This is a genomic window from Ancylobacter sp. VNQ12 (assembly GCF_049445835.1).
Taxonomy (GTDB): Bacteria; Pseudomonadota; Alphaproteobacteria; order Rhizobiales; family Xanthobacteraceae; genus Ancylobacter.
Window position 1 is genome coordinate 452,327 of record NZ_JBMSDU010000001.1, and the last position, 18,626, is coordinate 470,952.

Below are 18,626 nucleotides of genomic sequence, written 5' to 3' on the forward strand. Positions count from 1 at the left end.
ATGGATTTTGCCGAAGGATTTGCGCTGCCGCGCCGGCGGTTCGGCCGGCGTCGCGCCCCGCTCGACGCCTTTCTCGCCCTGCTGTTCGCCGCCTTCAGCTTCCGGCTGCTGTCGTCCGCCCATAGTGGCCCCTGCATCCGCGTGCGGCGCTCCAGCGACAACGCGCTGACGGATATCGGCTTCGTCGGCGGCTGGCTCGACGTTGCCGCGCTGCTGGCGTTCGTGGGCGCCGGGTCCGGCTATGTCGTGACCTGGTACGACCAGAGCGGACATGGACGGCACATCACCTACGCCGCGGCGGCGGGGCAGCCGCGCCTCGTCAATGCCGGCGTGCTGGACATCGCCCCGAACGGCCGGCCGTCGATGACGATGGGCGCCGGCAAGATGCTCGCCGCGGCCGCCCTTTCCGCGGGGATGCCTGCCGGCGCGGCCGATCACTCGATCGTCGCGGTGACGGCGCTCACCCTGGCGCAGGGAGCGGGGCAGTGGCGCTATGCGGTCGCCTATGGCGGCACGGCGACGTTCTCCGATCCCGGCATCGGACTGAACACGACCAACAATTTCGCGGCGGTCGCGCTCGGCGGCGCGGCGGCGGCGATCGCCACAAGCGCCGCGCCGGCCCTGCGGTTCTGCGCCGCCGATTTCAAGGGCGGGACCACCGTGACGACCACGCTCGACGGCGCCTCCGCCACGCAGGCGATGAGCTACGCCATCGCCTCGCCGGGAACCCTCGTCGTCGGCGGGCGTCCGGCCGGCGCCGTGTCCTGGTATGAACCGGTGGGCGAGGTGCTGCTGATGAGCGGCACCACGCCCGAATTGCGCGCCTATCTGCGCGCCAGCTGCCAAACCGCATGGGGGACGCCGTGAGCTATCTCATCCTTGCCACGCGGGCTTCGGCCGAGGCGCGCTCGCGCGCGGCCTATGCGCCGCTGCGCCCGGCCGACGAGCCGGAGGGCGCCGTCACCGACGCGGTGTGGTCGGTGCGCGATCATCCCGCCGACGGGCGCGCGGCGCTGGTGATTCCGTCGACACCCGCCGAGGCGGGCCTCGGCCTGTCGCCGGCGGCCTATGATGGCCTGCTGACGGCGGACGAAAGGGCGGCGCTGATCGGGGAACTACCGGCGGACTGGGCTATCGCCCCGGCCGCCTGACGGCCCTCATCAGCCAGCGCACCGTTGCCACGGCGATGGCACGCTGGTCGGTCCACCAGGCCGGATCGGCCAGCTTCGCCGGGCCGGGCCGGAGCGGTTGGCGTGGCGGGGCATCGAACGTCGTCTGCCGTTCACGGCTCGCCATGTCCATCATGCGACGGGTCAGCTCGTCCCAGGGGAACGCTTCCGGCGGGAAGTCGTGCCGGCCGGGGAAACTGACGAACTCGATATTCGGCGACAGGGCGTAGTCGAAAGGCGCCGAGATGCCGCCATACTCGTCGTCGCGGCCCTGGAAGATCAGGGTCGGCGTCTCCAGCAGCCGGAGATGGTCGATCCTGTCGGGATCGAGCTTCGAACCGGGGGGCCGGAACGGATAGCCGATGCAGACGACGCCCCGTATCTGCGGCAGTCCCTCGGCCGCGAGCTTGGTGATCACGCGGGCGCCGGACGAGCGCCCCACCAGGATGACCGGCCGGTCGCCCAGTGCCGCGAGCACGCGGCGGAGCGTTCGCAGGCGCGTCGCGATGCACCTGAACGGAATGCACCTGCTGTAGGAAGCAAGTATCTGCCGGTAGCGCACATGCGACAGAGGCAGCCGCCGAAGTATCTCGTCCTCGATGATCTGGTCCTGCGGGTATGAATTGCCCAGCTGGAACACGATAACGACGTCACTCTCACTCATTACTCAACCCGCCGAAGCCGACCGGCGGCACCCGCAGCCGCCGGGCAAAGGCGGCTTCCCCCGACACTCCGGAGCCTAGCATGACCGCGTCGAATTTCGACGGGGCGCTCGCGCGCGTTCTCGTCCATGAGGGGGGTTATGCCCACCATCCCGCCGACCCCGGCGGGGCGACGATGAAGGGCGTCACCCAGCGTGTCTATGATGGTTGGCGTCGCCGGAAGGGCCTTGCCGCGCGCAGCGTCCGGCGGATCGCGCCGGACGAGATCGCGGCGATCTATCGCGCGCAATATTGGAGCGCGGTGCGCGCCGACGACCTGCCGGATGGCCTCGACTATTGCCTGTTCGACGCGGCGGTGAATTCCGGCCCGGCGCAGGCGGCCAAATGGCTCCAGCGCACGCTCGGCACGAGCGCCGACGGGCAGGTCGGCACGCTGACGCTGGCGGCGCTGGAGGGGCACGACGTGACGGCGGTCATCGGCGAGGTGTGCGATCGCCGCCTCGGCATGCTGCGCACCCTCAGGACCTTCCCGACCTTCGGCGCCGGCTGGACCCGCCGGGTCGGCGAGGTGCGGCAGGCGGCGCTGGGGATGGCGACGGGCGAGGCGGTTCTCCCGCCCTCCGGCGGGGCACCGGCGCCGACCGCCAAGGCACGTCCCGGCGACGTGCGGCTCGTCCGAGTGCCGGAAGGCGCGGGCGGGCTGATGAGCGGGGCGGGCGCGTTCGGCGCGGTGGTCGCCGAGCAGGCGCAGGCGCTGGCGCCGCTGGCGGAGGTCGTCCCGGTGCTGCGCTGGCTGTTCGTCGCGCTGCTGCTGGCGGGTGTCGTGCTCACGCTGCACGGCGCGCTGGCGCGCATCCGCGCGGGGGAGGCCGTGCCATGACGATGATTCTCGGCCTGATCGCGAGCCCGGCGGGCCGGGCGGGCGCGCTGCTCGTGCTGGCGCTTGCCGCGCTGGGCGGGGTCTACCTCAAGGGGCGCATGGAGGGCCGGGCGGCCTGCCTGGCACAGGGAGAACGCGATGTCGTGGAAACGATCCGCCGCGCGGAAGGCGCGCGTGCCGCTGCTGATCGCCGCAATGCTGACGAGCGCCGGCTGCGCGACGACGACGCCTTCCGCCGCGACTAGGGGCGCGTGCGGCGCCTTTCGCCCCATCGGCTGGGCAAGCGCCGACACCGATCCCACCATCCGCCAGGTGAAGGCGCACAATGCCGTCGGGCGGGAGCTGTGCGGGTGGAGGGGCGCGGCCGGCTGACGCGCGGCACCTGACAGGCGGCGCCCATGATGGCATTCTCCGCGCGCCGCGCGCCGCCTGCGTGGTGTGCCGCGAGGAAATGACGTGCGCCTGCTCGTTGTCGAGGATGATCCCGATCTCAACCGCCAGCTCTGCGAGGCACTGGCCGAGGCGGGCTATGCCGTCGACCGCGCCCATGACGGCGAGGAGGGCCATTTCCTCGGCGACACCGAGCCCTATGACGCGGTGGTGCTCGACATCGGCCTGCCCAAAATGGACGGGCTGTCGGTGCTGGAGGCCTGGCGGCGCGAGGGGCGCAAGATGCCGGTGCTGATCCTCACCGCGCGCGACCGCTGGAGCGACAAGGTGCAGGGCTTCGATGCCGGCGCCGACGACTATGTCGCCAAACCCTTCCACATGGAGGAGGTGCTGGCGCGCATCCGCGCGCTGCTGCGCCGCGCCACCGGTCATGCCGCGAGCGAATTGACCTGCGGCCCGGTGATGCTCGACACCCGCTCGGGCCGGGTGACGGTGAACGGCAAGCAGGTCAAGCTCACCTCGCATGAGCACCGGCTGCTGGCCTATCTCATGCACCATGCGGGGCGGGTGGTCTCGCGCACCGAGCTGGTCGAGCATCTCTACGATCAGGATTTCGACCGCGATTCGAACACCATCGAAGTTTTTGTCGGAAGATTGCGCAAAAAACTCGATGTCGAGGTGATCCAGACCGTGCGCGGGCTCGGCTATCTCCTGGTGCCGCCGGAAGCCTTGCCGCAGGCGGCCGCGCCAAAGGGAACGCCCGGCTGATGCGCGCGCGCTCGCTGGCGCTCCGGCTCTTCGTCTCGGCGACCGTCGTCAGCGTGGCGGTGCTGGTCGTCACCGGGCTCGTGCTGTCCTCGGTCTATCGCGACGCGGTGGAGCGCGCCTTCGACCGGCGGCTCGACGTGTATCTGAAGACCATCGTCGCCGATGTCGCCAACTCGACCACCGGCGAGATGCCGGAGCCGACCACGCTCGGCGACCCGCTGTTCAATTTCCCCATTTCCGGCTGGTACTGGCAGATCACCCGCATCGACGGGCCGGCGCGGCAGGTGAAGACCTCCCGCTCCATGCCGGAAGGCACGCTGCCGCTGCTGCTCGACCGCGAAACCAAGCCCGATCTCGGCGGCCTGCGCGAGGGCTATGCCAAGGGGCCGTCCGACCAGAATCTGCGCATCGTCGAGCGGCTGGTCGATCTCGGCGAGGACGGGCGCTATGTCGTCGCCGTCGCGGCGGACGCCGGCGAGATCGAGGAGGAGGTCAACGTCTTCAACCAGGCGCTGGTCCTCACGCTGGCGGTGATCGGCCTCGCCTTCTTTCTGACGCTGGCCTTCCAGGTGCTGTTCGGCCTGCGTCCGCTCAAGCGGCTGCTCGGCGCGCTCTCGGATGTACGGGCCGGGCGGGCGGATCGCATCGGAGGGGAGTATCCGATCGAGATTGCCCCGCTCGCCGCCGAGGTCAACGCGCTGATCGACACCAATCGCGAGATCGTCGAGCGCGCGCGTACCCATGTCGGCAACCTCGCCCATGCACTGAAGACGCCGATCTCGGTGTTGCAGAACGAGGCGGCGCGGCCGGCAGCGGCCGGCGATCCGCTGGCGGCGAAGGTGGGCGAGCAGGCCGAGATCATGAAGGGGCAGGTGGCGCACCATCTGGAGCGCGCGCGCATGGCCGCCCGCGTCTCGGTGGTGAGCACGGTGGAGGAGGTCGGGCCGATCGTCGCGACGCTCGCCGGTACGCTGGCCAAGGTCTACCGCGCCAAGGGCATCGCCGTGGAGACGGAGATCGCCGAGGGCGTGCGCTTCCGCGGCGAGCGGCAGGATCTGGAGGAAATTCTCGGCAACCTCGTCGACAATGGCTGCAAATGGGCGCGCTCGCTGGTCGAGGTGACGGTGACGCCGCTGCCGGGGCAGGGTGGCCAGCGCGACTTCTTCGAGATGGTCATCGACGATGACGGGCCTGGGCTCTCGGAAGCGCAGCAGGCGGAAGCGCTGAAGCGCGGCCGGCGGCTCGACGAGACCAAGCCGGGCTCGGGGCTGGGCCTGTCCATCGTGTCGGAACTGGCCGCGCTCTATGGCGGCGGGCTCACGCTGGGCCGCTCGCCCTTCGGCGGCTTGCGCTGCACCGTGCGGCTGCCGGCGGCGTGAGGACCGCGACACCGGGTGACGCAGCCGCCGTTTCGCCCTATTCCTACCGCTCTCTGCCGCGCCCTGCGGTTCGATTTCGGAAGGATTCTCCATGCGCGCTACTCACCTCGTTGCCATTGGCCTGATCGGCGCGACCCTGGCCGGCTGCCAGGCCGCCCAGGACAATCCCAACACGGTAGGCGGCGCCGCCATCGGTGCGCTGGCCGGCGGCGTGATCGGGCAGATCGCGGGCGGCAATACGGGGGCGACGCTTGCCGGCGCGGCGATCGGTGGCCTGATCGGCGGCGCCATCGGCAATTCGCTCGACGCGCAGGACCGCCAGCGCGCGCAGGCGGCGGAGATGCAGGCGCTGGAATATGGCTCGCCGGGTGCGCCGGTCAGCTGGCGCGGCGACAGCGGCGCCTATGGCACCATCGTGCCCGGCCCGGCCTATGCCCGCGGCGGCTCGCCCAAGTGCCGCGAATTCACCCACACCATCTACATCAACGGCCAGCCGCAGACCGCGCGCGGCACCGCCTGCCGCAACCCGGACGGCACGTGGACGCCTGTCGCGGGCTGAGGCACTCTCTGTGGTCGATGCTTGGCGATCACGCTCGCGTGAGGCGGCGCCGCCGTCTCTCGCGACTGTGAGCCTGCGTCGATCCGACTGAGGGTGTTACGGATTGGCGTAGCCGCCAAGCTCGGCTACCTCAGCGCATTAGAGGAAAACTAATGTTGCTGTGGACTGCCATTGCCCTGATGACCGGCGCCGCGATACTCGCGGTGCTCTGGCCCCTGCGCGCAAGCGTGGACGCCGGCCCCGCGACCAATGGCGCGGAAGCGGACCTTGCCGTCTATCGCGACCAGCTGGCGGAAATCGAGCGCGACCGGGCAAGCGGCCTGATCGGCGCCGAAGAGGGCGAGGCCGCGCGCACCGAGGTGGTCCGCCGCATCCTGCGGGCCTCGGCGGAGATTTCGCAGCAGCGCGCCGCTGCCGGCAGTTCGGACCGTCGCCGGCGGGTGGTGGCGCTGATGGCGCTGGTCGGCGTGCCGGCGCTGGCGGGCGGGCTCTATGTCGCGCTCGGCTCGCCCGGTCTTGGCCCGCAGCCGCTGGCGGCCCGGCTCGAGGCGCGGCCGGACCAGACCGACGTCGCCATTCTCATCCGCAAGGTCGAGGCGCATCTGGAGGCCAATCCCGATGACGGGCGCGGCTATGAGGTGCTCGCGCCGATCTATGCCCGCATGGGCCGGCCGCAGGACGCGGCGCGGGCGTGGTCCAGCGCCATCCGTCTCATGGGGTCCAATGCCAATCGCCAGGACGGCCTCGGCGAGGCGCTGACCGAGGTGGCCGGCGGCGTGGTGACGGCCGAGGCCAAGGCGGCCTTCGAGGCCGCCCGGGCGGCCAGCCCGAACGATCCCAAGGCATCCTATTATCTCGGCCTCGCGGCGGAGCAGGACGGCAAGCCGGCGGAAGCCGCGAAGATCTGGCAGGCGCTCGCCGCCGCCTCGCCGGCCGATGCGCCGTGGCTGCCGCTGATCCGCGACGCGCTTGCCCGCGTCGGCGCGCCCGCGCCGGCCATCGCGCCCGGCCCGAGCGCCGCCGATGTCGCCGCCACGCAGGACCTTTCCCCGCAGCAGCGCGACGAGATGGTGCGCGGCATGGTGGGGCGGCTGGAAGCCCGCCTCGCCCAGGACGGCAATGATCTCGAAGGCTGGCTGCGGCTGATGCGGGCCTGGACGGTGCTCGGCGAGGCGGACAAGGCCAAGGCGGCGGTGGGCCAGGCGCGCACGCATTTCGCCAAGGACGACGGCGCGCTCGGCCGCATCGACGCGCTGGCGCGCGAACTCGGTCTAGGGAGCTGACGACATGACCCGCAAAGGGCGGCGACTTCTGTTGATTTCCTCCGCGCTCGGCGTGCTCGGCATCGCCGCCGGCCTCGTGCTGTTCGCGCTCAACGACACCATCGTGTTCTTCCGCTCGCCCAGCGACATCGCCGCCCAGCACCCGGCGCCCGGCAGCCGGCTGAGGCTCGGCGGGCTGGTGAAGGACGGCAGCGTGGTGAAGCAGGACAATGCGCATGTGCGTTTCGTCGTGACCGACGGCGGCGCGGATGTTTCGGTCTACTATGTCGGCCTGCTGCCCGACCTGTTCCGCGAGGGGCAGGGCGTGATCGCCGAGGGCGTGCTGGACGGCGACGGAACCTTCCGCGCCGACAGCGTGCTCGCCAAGCACGACGAGAAGTACATGCCGAAGGAAGTCGCCGACGCGCTGAAGAAGCAGGGCGTCTGGAAGGAAGGCGAGGCGACGCAATGAACCCGGAGATCGGCCACTACGCGCTCGTGCTGGCGCTTGCCGTCGCCATCCTGCAGACGGCGATTCCCATCTGGGGCGCCAGGGTCGGGGACCAGGCGCTGATGCGCGTGGGGCCGCCGCTGGCCATCGCCTTCTTCGGCTTCGTCAGCCTCGCCTTCGCGATACTGACCACGGCCTATGTGCAGTCCGACTTCTCGGTGCTGAACGTCGTCCAGAACTCGCACTCGCTGAAGCCGCTTTTGTACAAGATCACCGGCGTGTGGGGGAACCATGAGGGTTCCATGCTGCTCTGGGTGCTGGTGCTGGCGATCTTCGGCGCGCTGGTGGCGCTGTTCGGCGCCAATCTGCCGGCGACGCTGAAGGCCAATGTCATCGGTGTGCAGGGCTCGGTGGGCGTCGCCTTCCTGCTGTTCATCCTGCTGACCTCGAACCCGTTCATCCGGGTGATGCCGGCCCCGGCCGAAGGGCAGGACCTCAATCCGGTGCTGCAGGATATCGGCCTCGCCATCCACCCGCCGCTGCTCTATCTCGGCTATGTCGGCTTCTCCGTCACCTTCGCCTTCGCCGTCGCGGCGCTGATCGACGGGCGCATCGACGCCGCCTGGGCGCGCTGGGTGCGGCCCTGGGCGCTGGCGGCCTGGGCGTTCCTCACCGTCGGCATCGCCATGGGCTCCTACTGGGCCTATTACGAGCTGGGCTGGGGCGGCTGGTGGTTCTGGGACCCGGTGGAGAACGCCTCGCTGATGCCGTGGTTCGCCGGCACCGCGCTGATCCATTCCGCCATTGTGATGGAAAAGCGCGACGCGCTGAAGGTGTGGACCATCCTTCTCGCCATCCTCGCCTTCTCGCTGTCGCTGCTCGGCACCTTCCTGGTGCGCTCGGGCGTCCTGACCTCGGTGCACGCCTTCGCCACCGATCCCTCGCGCGGCGTGTTCATCCTCGGCATCCTCACCTTCTTCATCGGCGGGTCGCTGGCGCTCTATGCGCTGCGCGCGCCGGCGCTGCGGCAGGGTGGCCTGTTCGCGCCGATCTCGCGCGAGGGCGCGCTGGTGCTGAACAACCTGCTGCTGACCGCCGCCGCCGCCGCCGTGTTCGTCGGCACGCTCTACCCGCTGGCGCTGGAGGCGTTCGACGGCTCCAAGATCACCGTCGGGCCGCCCTATTTCAACCTGACGGTCGGCGCGCTCATGCTGCCGATCGCCTTCGCCATGCCGTTCGGCCCGCTGCTGGCGTGGAAGCGCGGCGACCTCGCGGGCGCGGCACAGCGGCTGATGCTGGCCTTCGGCGCGGGCATCGTCGTGGCGGCGATCATCCTCTACGCGCAGGGCGGCGGGGCGGTGCTGGCGCCGCTCGGCATCGGGCTCGCCGTGTTCATCATCCTCGGCGCGGCGGTGGATATTGCCGAGCGGGCCGGCCTCGGCCGCGTGCCGGCCGCCACCGCCTTCGCCCGGTTCAAGGGGCTGCCGCGCTCGGCCTTCGGTGCCGCGCTCGCCCATGCCGGCGTCGGCATCTGCCTGCTCGGCATGATCGCCGAGACCAGCTGGAATGCCGAACGGATCATCGGCGCGAAGATCGGCGACAGTTTCGAGATCGGCGGCTACGAGCTGACGCTCGCCCGCGTCGAGCCGCGCAACGGGCCGAACTACCGCGACCTCGTCGGCGTGTTCGCCATCCGTCGCGGCGGGGCCGAGATCGGCACCATCGAATCCTCCAAGCGCCTGTTCACCGCGCGCAACATGCCGACCACCGAGGCGGGCATCCGCAGCTTCGGCTTCAGCCAGCTCTATGTCAGCCTCGGCGACGAGCTGCCGGGCGGCGCGATCGGCGTGCGGGCCTACTGGAAGCCGCTGGTGACGCTGATCTGGCTCGGGGCGGTCATCATGGCGCTCGGCGGGGTGCTCTCGCTCACCGACCGGCGCCTGCGCGTCGGCGCGCCCAAGCCCGCGAAGAAGCCCAAGGCGGCCGCGCCGGTGCCGGCGGAGTGAGGGCGATGCGGCGTGCACTCCTCCTTGCCGTTCTGGCGCTCGGGCTGATGTCCGCCCCCCTGCACGCCGTGCAGCCCGACGAGGTGCTGCCCGACGCCGCGCAGGAGGCGCGGGCGCGCGAGCTGTCGCGCGAGCTGCGCTGCATGGTCTGTCAGAACCAGTCGATCGACGATTCCGACGCGCCGCTGGCCAAGGACCTGCGCATCCTGGTGCGCGAGCGCATCAAGGCCGGCGACAGCGACCGCCAGGTGCTGGATTTCCTGGTCGCGCGCTATGGCGAGTTCGTGCTGATGCGCCCGACCGTGCACGGCGCCAACCTGCTGCTCTGGCTGGCGCCCTTCGCCGTGCTGCTGGTGGGCGGCGCGGGGATATTCGTCGCCTATCGGCGCCGCCGGACGCTGCCCGCGCCGACGGTGCCGCTGAGCGCCGAGGAGGAGGACAGGCTGGCCCATGTGCTTGCCGGCGGGGATGCCGAAGCGGCACGCGACCTTACGAAACTTTAACGCCACCGCCAGCCTGCGTTAAGGAGACGGCACCTATCTTCTCGTTCGAACCTTCCCGGTTGGGGAAGCGAGATTTCGACGAACGAGGAACGACACATGCCGCGCAACGCGCCCTTCGAGACCTCCAAGAATGCTTCGTCCCTGCTGCGCAGCCGCCGCTCGCGTCTGCTCGCCGGCGTGTTCACCCTGGCGCTGGCCGGTGGTGCCGTTGGCGCCTTCGTGCTGCCCGACGTCGTCACCCCGGCACAGGCCCAGCTGAGCACCAACCAGCCGACCAACACCTTCTCCTTCGCCGACATCGTCGAGAAGGTCTCGCCGGCCGTTGTCAGCGTGAAGGTCAAGAAGGACGAGGACCAGGTCGCGTCGAACGACGACGAGCCCGGCGCGCAGAACGTGCCCCCGCAGATCGAGCGCTTCATGCGCCGCTTCGGCCTCGGCCCGAACGGCCCGCAGGGCGGTCCCGACATGGGCCCGCGTCGCGGCGGCCCCGGCGGCGGCCATGGTCGCGTCGTCGGCCAGGGCTCCGGCTTCTTCATCTCCGCCGACGGCTATGTCGTGACCAACAACCACGTGGTGGACGGCGCCTCGGAAGTCGACGTCACCATGACCGACGGCAAGAGCTACACCGCCAAGGTGATCGGCACCGACCCGCGCACCGACGTGGCGCTGCTGAAGGTCGACGGCAAGAACAACTTCCCGTGGGTGAAGCTCGCCGAGACCGCGCCGCGCGTCGGCGACTGGGTCGTGGCGGTCGGCAACCCGTTCGGCCTCGGCGGCACGGTGACGGCCGGCATCGTCTCGGCGCGCGGCCGCGACATCGGCTCGGGCCCGTATGACGACTTCCTGCAGATCGACGCCCCGATCAACCGTGGCAATTCGGGTGGCCCGACCTTCGGCCTCAACGGCGAAGTCATCGGCGTGAACACCGCCATCGTCTCGCCCTCGGGCGGCAATGTCGGCATCGCCTTCGCCATTCCTTCCGAGACCGTCTCCGAGGTGGTCGATGCGCTGAAGGCCGGCGGCCAGGTGGCGCGCGGCTATGTCGGCGTGCAGATCCAGCCGGTGAGCGACGAGGTCGCCGAGGCCATGGACCTCAAGGAGACCACCGGCGCGCTGATCGCCCAGGTGCAGCCGGGCACGCCCGGCGAGAAGGCCGGCCTCAAGCCGGGCGACGTCGTGACCGCCATCGACGGCGCCACGATCAAGGACTCCCGCGAGATGTCGCGTGAGATCGCCCGCAAAAAGCCCGGCGTGACGGTGAAGCTGAGCGTGCTGCGCGACGGCAAGTCGATCACCGTTCCGGTGACGCTGGAGCAGCTGCCGACCGACGTCGCCTCGAACGACGCCAAGAAGGATGCCGGCGAGGAGAAGGGCGCCCCCGGCGTGCCGCGCCTCGGCCTCTCGCTGGCTCCCGCCAAGGGCGTGGCCGGTGCGGGCGACCTCGGCGTCGTCATCACCGAGGTCGATCCGAACGGCCCCGGCGCCGAGCGCGGCCTGAAGGCGGGTGACGTCATCCTCGACGTCGCCGGCAAGCCGGTCATGACCCCGGCGGATGTCCGCGACGGCCTCGCCGCCGCGAAGAAGGAAAACCGCAAGGCCGTGCTGATGCGCGTCAAGTCCGAGCAGGGCACCCGCTTCGTCGCGGTCTCGCTCGGCGACAACCGCGGCTGAGGAATCGGTTCCGGCTGCGGTCCGTTCCGTCGCCCCCTTGGGCTGCAGCTGGTCCGGTGGCGCGGGGAGCCTGAAACATGGCTCCCCGCGTCGTCTTTTTCAGACAGGGGTGAGCGGGCCGCGATCTTGCGGCTCGCATAGGCGCGAGGCTCGAAATGACGTACATGGTGACGGGTTCGAATCTTACCGCTGCCTTTGATTCCGTACCGGGCCGGGGCAACCGCGTCCTCGATCCGGCGGAAGTCAGAAATCATGCTGATGACGCCGCCATGCGCCTGCTTATCGTCGAGGACGACCGCGATGCCGCCGACTATCTGCGCAAGGCGTTCCGCGAGGCGGGCCATGTGGTGGATGTCGCCGGCGATGGCGAGGAGGGGCTCGCTCTGGCGCTCGACGGCGGCTACGACGTGCTCGTCGTCGACCGCATGCTGCCGCGCCGCGACGGCCTCTCGCTGATCACCGAACTGCGCGGGCATGGCGACAAGACGCCGACGCTGATCCTCTCGGCACTCGGCCAGGTCGACGACCGGGTGACCGGGCTGCGCGCCGGCGGCGACGACTACCTGCCCAAGCCCTACGCCTTTTCCGAGCTGCTCGCGCGTGTCGAGGCGCTGGCCCGTCGCGGCGGGCCGCAGGCGGCCGATACCGTCTATCGCGTGGCCGACCTCGAACTCGACCGGCTGGCGCATCGCGTCACCCGCGGCGGGCAGGAGATCGTGTTGCAGCCGCGCGAGTTCCGCCTGCTCGAATATCTCATGCGCCATGCCGGGCAGGTGGTGACGCGCACCATGCTGCTGGAGAATGTGTGGGACTATCATTTCGATCCGCAGACCAACGTGATCGACGTGCATGTCTCGCGGCTGCGCTCCAAGATCGACAAGGGCTTCGAGCCGCCGCTGCTCCACACGGTGCGCGGCGCGGGATACATCGTCCGTGACGTCGCTCGGTAGGCTGATCCGCACCACCGCGTTCAAGCTGATCGCGGCCTATCTCGTCGTCTTCGCGATCTTCGCGGGCTCGGTGATCGCCTATCTCGGCTGGCACACGCAGCGTCTGGTGACGCGGCAGGCGGTCGAGGCGATCGAAACCGATACCCGCTTCATGCAGGGCCAGTTCGAGCGCGGCGGCATTGCGCGGCTCTCGCAGGTGGTGAACCGCCGGGCGCGGGCGCCCGATGCCGGCCTCTTGCTCGTCACCAGCTTCAACGGCGATCCGCTGGCCGGCAACGTGCTGAACCTGCCGCTCAACTTCCTCGACAAGGAAGGCTGGCGGGAGATCGACTATGTGCGCTCGGAGGATCAGGCGGCCTCGCCCAGCCGCGCGCTGGTGCATGTCGTCTTCCTGCCCGGCGAGTTCCGCCTGCTGGTCGGCCGCGACGTGGTCGAGCGCGAGGAGCTGCGCAAGATCATCATCGGTCCGGCGCTGTGGGGGCTCGGCCTGCTGGTGGTGCTCGGCGTCGCCGGCGGCCTGTTCGTCACCCGGCGCGTGCTGAAGCGCATCGACCAGATGACGGCGATCTCCGACGGCATCATGGCCGGCGATCTTTCCGGCCGGCTTTCGGTAGCCGGCACGGGCGACGAGTTCGACCGGCTCGCCTTCAGCCTCAATGCCATGCTGGAGCGCATCGAGGTGCTGATGGCGGGGCTGAAGCAGGTCTCCGACAACATCGCCCATGATCTCAAGACGCCGCTGACGCGCCTGCGCAACCGGGCCGAGGACGCGCTGCGCACCGCGCGCACCGAGGAGGAGTGGCGGGCGGCGACCGAGCAGACCATCGAGGAATCCGACGGGCTGATCCGCACCTTCGACGCGCTGTTGATGATCGCGCGGGCCGAGGCGGGGCAGGCCAGCGCGGCCATGGTGCGGTTTGACCTCGCCGAGACGCTGTCGAGCGTCGCCGAGCTCTATGAGCCAGTGGCGGACGAAAGCGGGCTCGACCTCACGGTGGAGGCGACCGAACCGCTGCCGATCCGCGGCGTGCGCGAACTGTTCGGCCAGGCGCTGGCGAACCTGATCGACAACGCGATCAAGTACAGCGCGCCCACCGAGATCGGCGCGCGTGGCCGGATCCGGCTGGAGGCGACGCGCGTCGAGGACAAGGTGCGGCTCGTGGTCGCCGACAGCGGGCCCGGCATCGCCGAGGCCGACCGACCGCGCGTGCTGGAGCGTTTCGTGCGGCTGGAGGCGAGCCGCACCCGGCCGGGCTCGGGCCTCGGCCTGTCGCTGGCGGCGGCCGTGGTGCATCTGCATGGTGGATCGCTCGCGCTGGAAGGCAACGATCCGGGGCTGCGGGTCGTGATCGACCTTCCGCTCGATGCGGGCGCGGACGAGCCGGCAGCCGGCACGGACAGCTGACGGATTTATGCGCACGGTTTGCCGCAGCTGAGGAATTTGACAACCAATGCCTGCTAGTTTTGCAGGCAGTTAAGGAGGCGGAGCCGGAATGGCAGGTCGGCGGGGCGGCACCAAGGTTGCGGAAACAGCGGTTGCCGCGGGCGACAGCGGCCTTGCGAGCGACGCTCCTGCCCGCGACGCCCTTGCCAGCCAGATGCGCCTTGCCGCCGGCACCAGGCCTCCCGCTGCGATCCCAGAGACACTGACCGCGCTGTTCGCGGATGATGCCGCGCTGGCCGGGCGCTTCAAGGCGCTGATGAGCGCCAGTCCGGCCGCTCGCGCGGTGCTGGCGCGGATCGCCGAGCATTCGCCCTTTCTCACCGAGCTGATGCGAATCGATCCCGCGCGCCTCGTCCGCGTGCTGGAGGCCGATCCCGCCGCCGGCCTCGCGGCGGCGCGGGCGACAATGGTCGCCGCCGTGGCGGCAACGCAGGACGAGGCGGAGGCGATGGCGCTGCTGCGCCGGCTGCGCGCCGAGACCGCGCTGACCGTGGCGCTGGCCGATATCGGCGAGGTGTTCGACCTCACCGCCGTCACCGCCGAACTCACCGACAGCGCCGATGCGGCGATTTCCGCTGCGACCGACTTCCTGTTCCGCGAGGCGGCGGAGGCCGGCAAGCTGCGCAAGAGCGCGCTGAAGCCGGGGCTGGCCGGCGTCGGCTACACCGTGCTCGCCATGGGCAAGCACGGCGCGCGCGAGCTGAACTATTCCAGCGATGTCGACCTGATCGTGCTCTACGACCCCGCCATCGCGCCGCTGGCACGGGACGTCGAGCCGGCGCCGTTCTTCGTGCGGCTGACCCAGCGCCTCGCCCGCATGATCCAGGAGCGCACCGGCGAGGGCTATGTCGCGCGCGTCGATTTGCGGCTGCGCCCCGATCCCGCCTCCACACCGGTCGCGCTCTCGCTGGACGCCGCGCTGGATTATTACGAGCGCGAGGGCGCCACCTGGGAACGTGCGGCCTATATCAAGGCGCGGCCGATCGCCGGCGACATCGCGCTCGGCCACGCCTTCCTGCGCCAGCTCTCGCCCTTCGTCTGGCGCCGCTCGCTCGATTATGCGGCGGTGGCCGACGTGCATGCGATGAAGCAGGACATCCACGCCTTTCGCGGCCATGCCGCCATCGCGGTGGAAGGGCACAATGTGAAGCTCGGGCGCGGCGGCATCCGCGAGATCGAGTTCTTCGCCCAGACCCAGCAGCTCATCGCCGGCGGGCGCGACCCGCACCTGCGCACCCCGCGCACGCTGGAGGCGCTGGAGCTGCTCGCCCGTGCCGGCTGGATCGGCGAGACGGCGCGCACCGAGCTGGACGAGGCCTATCATTTCCTGCGCCGGGTCGAGCACCGCCTGCAGATGGTGGCGGATGCGCAGACCCATTCGCTCCCCGAGGATGGCGAGGCGCTGGCCGCCTTTTCCCGCTTCATGGGTTACAGCCGGCGCGACGCCTTCGCCAAGGCGCTGCTGCAACGCCTCGCCCGCGTGCAGGACCATTATTCCAAGCTGTTCGAGGACGCCCCACCCCGCGCGGCGGTGGAGGGCGCGCTGGAATTCCCGCGCGCCAAGGACGACCGCGAGACCCTCGCCACCCTGCACAAGCTCGGCTATGGCGACCCGGCCAAGGCGAGCGCCACGGTGCGCGGCTGGCTCGCCGGCGCGCATCGCGCGCTGAAGCCCGAGACGGTGCGCACCAACCTTGCCGCCATCGTGCCGCTGCTGATCGACGCGCTGGCGCGCGGTGGCGCGCCCGACGAGGCGCTGGCGGCGGCGGACCGCTTCTTCGCCGAGCTGCCCGTCGCGGTGCGGCTGATGCCGGCGCTGGCGCGCCATCCCGATCTGGTGCGACTGCTGGCGACCATTCTCGGCACCGCCCCGCGCCTCGGCGAGATGCTGGCGCACCGGCCCTCGCTGATCGACGCGCTGCTCGACCCCGCCTTCTTCGGCAACCTGCCGGACGAACCGGCGCTGACCGCGCGGCTCGCGGCACTGCTCGAGGATGCCGAGAACGAGGAGGACCTGCTCGACCAGGCCCGCCGCTTCCGGCAGGAGCAGCATGTGCTGATCGGCGTGCGCATCCTCTCCGGCACGCTGCCGGCGGCGCGGGCGGGGGAGGCCTTCGCCCGGCTGGCCGACGTGATCATCCGCGCGCTGGAGGCGGCGGTGGTCTCGCGCTTCCGCGAGGCGCACGGCACGCTGCCGGGGGCGGAGGTCGCGGTGCTCGCCATGGGCAAGCTTGGCGGGCGGGAGATGACCGCCGGCTCCGATCTCGACCTGATCATGCTCTATGATTTCGACGCGGAGCAGCCCGAGAGCGACGGGCCGCGCCCGCTCTATGGCGCGCAATATTTCGCCCGGCTGACGCAGCGCCTCGTCAGCGCGCTCACCACCCCGACCAATGCCGGCCAGCTCTATGAGGTGGATCTGCGGCTGCGCCCCTCCGGCCGCGCCGGCCCGGTCGCCACCAGCCTGCCGCGCTTCATCGCCTATCAGGCGGAGGAAGCGTGGACCTGGGAGCACATGGCGCTGACGCGCGCGCGGGTCGTCTCGGCCCCGCCGGCGTTTCGAGCGCGGGTGCAGGTGGCGATCGCCGACGTGCTGCGCCGGCCGCGCGACCCGGCGCGGCTCGCCGCCGACATCGTCGACATGCGCGGCGCCATCGCCGATGAGAAGGGCGACGACCAGCCCTGGGACCTGAAATATGCCCGCGGCGGCCTGGTCGATATCGAGTTCATCGCCCAGTACCTCGTGCTGGCGCATGCGCGCAGCCACCCCGAGATCATCGACACCTCGACGGTGCGGGTGATCGGACTGGCGGTGCAGGCGGGGCTCATGGACGTGCTGGACGGCCATCTGCTCGGCGATGCCTGCCGCCTGCTGCACGATCTGACGCAGGTGCTGCGCCTCGCGCTCACCGGGCCGTTCGTCCCCGCCGAGGCCAGCCCGGCGCTGCGCCGGCTGCTGGCGCGCGCGGGCGCCATGCCGGATTTCTCGACGCTGGAGGCGCATCTGTTCGAGACGCAGGCGCAGGTGCGCGCGGCCTTCGAGCGGATATTGGGCGTGGAGGCGGGTGGCTGAGCGGGAGAGCCTGAACTCGCAGGCATCGTCGTCGTGAGGTGCCCGGCCATAGGCCGGGCCTCGAAGGATGCTCGTCCGAGTACGCTTCAAGGACCATCCTTCGAGGCTCGCTGCGCGAGCACCTCATTGTCTGGCTCGTAATTGTGAAAGCGCGTATGGACGGCGGGCTTCTCCCTCTCCCCGACGGGGAGAGGGTTGGGGTGAGGGGTCTTCGGCGCTTCGCAATCGTGAAAACCTCTCACCGACCCGCTTCGCGGGCCACCTCTCCCCAACGGGGAGAGGGATTGCGAGCCAGACTCTCAGGATGACGGCGCGCTATGGGTGAGGTGCCGAGGAAGGCCGATCACCCCAGTTTCTCCACGACCCGATCGGCGATGGCGAGGCTGGCGGTGAGGCCGGGGGATTCGATGCCGAACAGCTGCACCAGCCCCGGCACCCCGTGCTCGGCAGGCCCGTCGATGCGGAAATCGGCGGCCGGCGTGCCGGCGGGGGTGATCTTGGGGCGGATGCCGGCATAGGCCGGCTGTAGCGCGCCGTCCGGCAGCGCCGGCCAGTAGCTGCGGATGGCGGCGTAGAAGGCGTCGCCGCGCGCGGGATCGACGGCATAGTCGAGCGTATCGACCCACTCGGTGTCCGGGCCGAAGCGGGCCTGCCCGCCGAGGTCGAGGGTGAGATGCACGCCGAGACCCGCCTGTTCCGGCACGGGATAGACGAGGCGCGCGAACGGCGCCTTGCCGGCCAGGGTGAAATAGCTGCCCTTGCAGAAATAGGCGCGGGGGACGGTCTCGGCCGGAATGCCGGCGATGGAACGGGCGATCGGCACGGCGCCATGGCCGGCGGCGTTGATGAAGGTGGAGCAGGCCAGCGTCATCGGCGCCTCGCCGCCGACCTCGAGCCGGAAGCCGTCCGTCTCGACCGCGCCGCGCAGCAGCGGCGCGTTGAAGGCGATCATGCCGCCGGCATCCTCAAGGTCGCCGCGCAGCGCCAGCATGAGCGCATGGCTGTCGATGATGCCGGTCGACGGCGACAGCAGTGCCGCCACCGCGTTCAGCGCCGGCTCCAGCGCGCGCGCCTCGGTGCCGGTGAGATGCTGGAGATCGGCGACGCCGCAGGCGCGGGCATGCGCGTCGATGGCGTCGAGCTTCGCCGTCTCCGCCTCGCGCGTGGCGACGATCAGCTTGCCGCAGCGCCGGTGCGGGATGGCCCGCTCGGCGCAATAGGCATAGAGCGCGTCGCGTCCGCTGACGCAGAGCGCGGCCTTCAGCGTGCCGGCGGGGTAGTAGATGCCGGCGTGGATGACTTCGCTGTTGCGGGCCGAGGTTTCCGAGCCGACGAGCCCGCTCGCTTCCAGCACCAGCACCTCGCAGCCCCGCAGCGCGAGGGCGCGGGCGATGGCGAGGCCGACGACGCCGGCGCCGGCCACCACACAGTCGATGAAGTCGGGTTCGGAGGTGCTCAT

The 18,626-nt window shown here is 70.6% G+C and carries 17 protein-coding genes; 15 read left to right on the top strand and 2 right to left on the bottom strand.

The window, feature by feature from the left end; all coding sequences use genetic code 11:
- A complete protein-coding gene (locus ACO2RV_RS02130; RefSeq protein WP_423289303.1) occupies positions 1-867 on the top strand; it encodes an arabinofuranosidase catalytic domain-containing protein in 867 nt (288 codons plus the stop codon).
- Complete coding sequence (locus tag ACO2RV_RS02135; RefSeq protein WP_423289305.1) at positions 864-1,151, top strand: hypothetical protein; 288 nt, start codon at positions 864-866, stop codon at positions 1,149-1,151. Before ACO2RV_RS02130 ends, ACO2RV_RS02135 begins: the two co-directional genes overlap by 4 nt.
- On the opposite strand, the gene ACO2RV_RS02140 is transcribed toward ACO2RV_RS02135, so the two are convergent.
- A complete protein-coding gene (locus tag ACO2RV_RS02140) occupies positions 1,132-1,833 on the bottom strand; it encodes an alpha/beta family hydrolase (protein WP_423289307.1) in 702 nt (233 codons plus the stop codon). The two genes, ACO2RV_RS02135 and ACO2RV_RS02140, sit on opposite strands and share 20 nt — an antisense overlap.
- A gap of 80 nt (positions 1,834-1,913) precedes the next feature.
- Between ACO2RV_RS02140 and ACO2RV_RS02145 the strand changes: the two genes are divergently transcribed.
- The 13 genes from ACO2RV_RS02145 to ACO2RV_RS02205 all read left to right on the top strand — a co-directional run bounded on the left by ACO2RV_RS02145 (position 1,914) and on the right by ACO2RV_RS02205 (position 17,167).
- Complete coding sequence (locus ACO2RV_RS02145; RefSeq protein WP_423289309.1) at positions 1,914-2,711, top strand: glycoside hydrolase family 108 protein; 798 nt, start codon at positions 1,914-1,916, stop codon at positions 2,709-2,711.
- Positions 2,708-2,956, top strand: coding sequence for a hypothetical protein (locus ACO2RV_RS02150; protein WP_423289311.1), 249 nt, complete (start codon positions 2,708-2,710; stop codon positions 2,954-2,956). The genes ACO2RV_RS02145 and ACO2RV_RS02150 overlap by 4 nt, the downstream gene beginning before the upstream one ends.
- 211 nt (positions 2,957-3,167) lie before the next feature.
- Complete coding sequence (locus tag ACO2RV_RS02155; protein WP_423289313.1) at positions 3,168-3,869, top strand: response regulator transcription factor; 702 nt, start codon at positions 3,168-3,170, stop codon at positions 3,867-3,869.
- Positions 3,869-5,248, top strand: coding sequence for a sensor histidine kinase (locus ACO2RV_RS02160; protein WP_423289315.1), 1,380 nt, complete (start codon positions 3,869-3,871; stop codon positions 5,246-5,248). Before ACO2RV_RS02155 ends, ACO2RV_RS02160 begins: the two co-directional genes overlap by 1 nt.
- Before the next feature lie 91 nt (positions 5,249-5,339).
- Positions 5,340-5,807 carry a glycine zipper domain-containing protein gene (locus tag ACO2RV_RS02165; protein ID WP_423289317.1) on the top strand — a complete coding sequence of 156 codons (468 nt, stop codon included), beginning with the start codon at positions 5,340-5,342 and terminating at the stop codon, positions 5,805-5,807.
- A 152-nt stretch (positions 5,808-5,959) separates the two neighbouring features.
- Entirely contained in the window at positions 5,960-7,090 is a 1,131-nt protein-coding gene (ccmI, locus tag ACO2RV_RS02170; protein ID WP_423289319.1) for a c-type cytochrome biogenesis protein CcmI, read from the top strand.
- A gap of 4 nt (positions 7,091-7,094) precedes the next feature.
- On the top strand, positions 7,095-7,541 hold the full coding sequence (ccmE, locus tag ACO2RV_RS02175) for a cytochrome c maturation protein CcmE (RefSeq protein ID WP_423289321.1): 447 nt from the start codon (positions 7,095-7,097) through the stop codon (positions 7,539-7,541).
- The gene (locus ACO2RV_RS02180; protein ID WP_423289323.1) at positions 7,538-9,526 is read left to right on the top strand and encodes a heme lyase CcmF/NrfE family subunit; all 1,989 of its coding nucleotides are present in this window, start codon (positions 7,538-7,540) and stop codon (positions 9,524-9,526) included. Before ccmE ends, ACO2RV_RS02180 begins: the two co-directional genes overlap by 4 nt.
- Positions 9,527-9,531: 5 nt before the next feature.
- Entirely contained in the window at positions 9,532-10,029 is a 498-nt protein-coding gene (locus ACO2RV_RS02185; RefSeq protein WP_423289325.1) for a cytochrome c-type biogenesis protein, read from the top strand.
- 96 nt (positions 10,030-10,125) lie between these two features.
- Positions 10,126-11,700, top strand: a complete 1,575-nt coding sequence (locus ACO2RV_RS02190; protein WP_423289327.1) for a Do family serine endopeptidase — start codon at positions 10,126-10,128, stop codon at positions 11,698-11,700.
- Positions 11,701-11,969: 269 nt separating this feature from the next.
- Positions 11,970-12,650: a winged helix-turn-helix domain-containing protein gene (locus ACO2RV_RS02195; protein ID WP_423289329.1), complete on the top strand. Its 681-nt coding sequence runs from the start codon at positions 11,970-11,972 to the stop codon at positions 12,648-12,650.
- A complete protein-coding gene (locus ACO2RV_RS02200; protein ID WP_423289331.1) occupies positions 12,634-14,055 on the top strand; it encodes an ATP-binding protein in 1,422 nt (473 codons plus the stop codon). The genes ACO2RV_RS02195 and ACO2RV_RS02200 overlap by 17 nt, the downstream gene beginning before the upstream one ends.
- A gap of 88 nt (positions 14,056-14,143) precedes the next feature.
- Complete coding sequence (locus ACO2RV_RS02205) at positions 14,144-17,167, top strand: bifunctional [glutamine synthetase] adenylyltransferase/[glutamine synthetase]-adenylyl-L-tyrosine phosphorylase (protein WP_423289333.1); 3,024 nt, start codon at positions 14,144-14,146, stop codon at positions 17,165-17,167.
- 343 nt (positions 17,168-17,510) lie between these two features.
- Here the strand turns inward: ACO2RV_RS02205 and ACO2RV_RS02210 are convergent, their stop codons facing one another.
- A complete protein-coding gene (locus tag ACO2RV_RS02210) occupies positions 17,511-18,626 on the bottom strand; it encodes an NAD(P)/FAD-dependent oxidoreductase (protein WP_423289335.1) in 1,116 nt (371 codons plus the stop codon).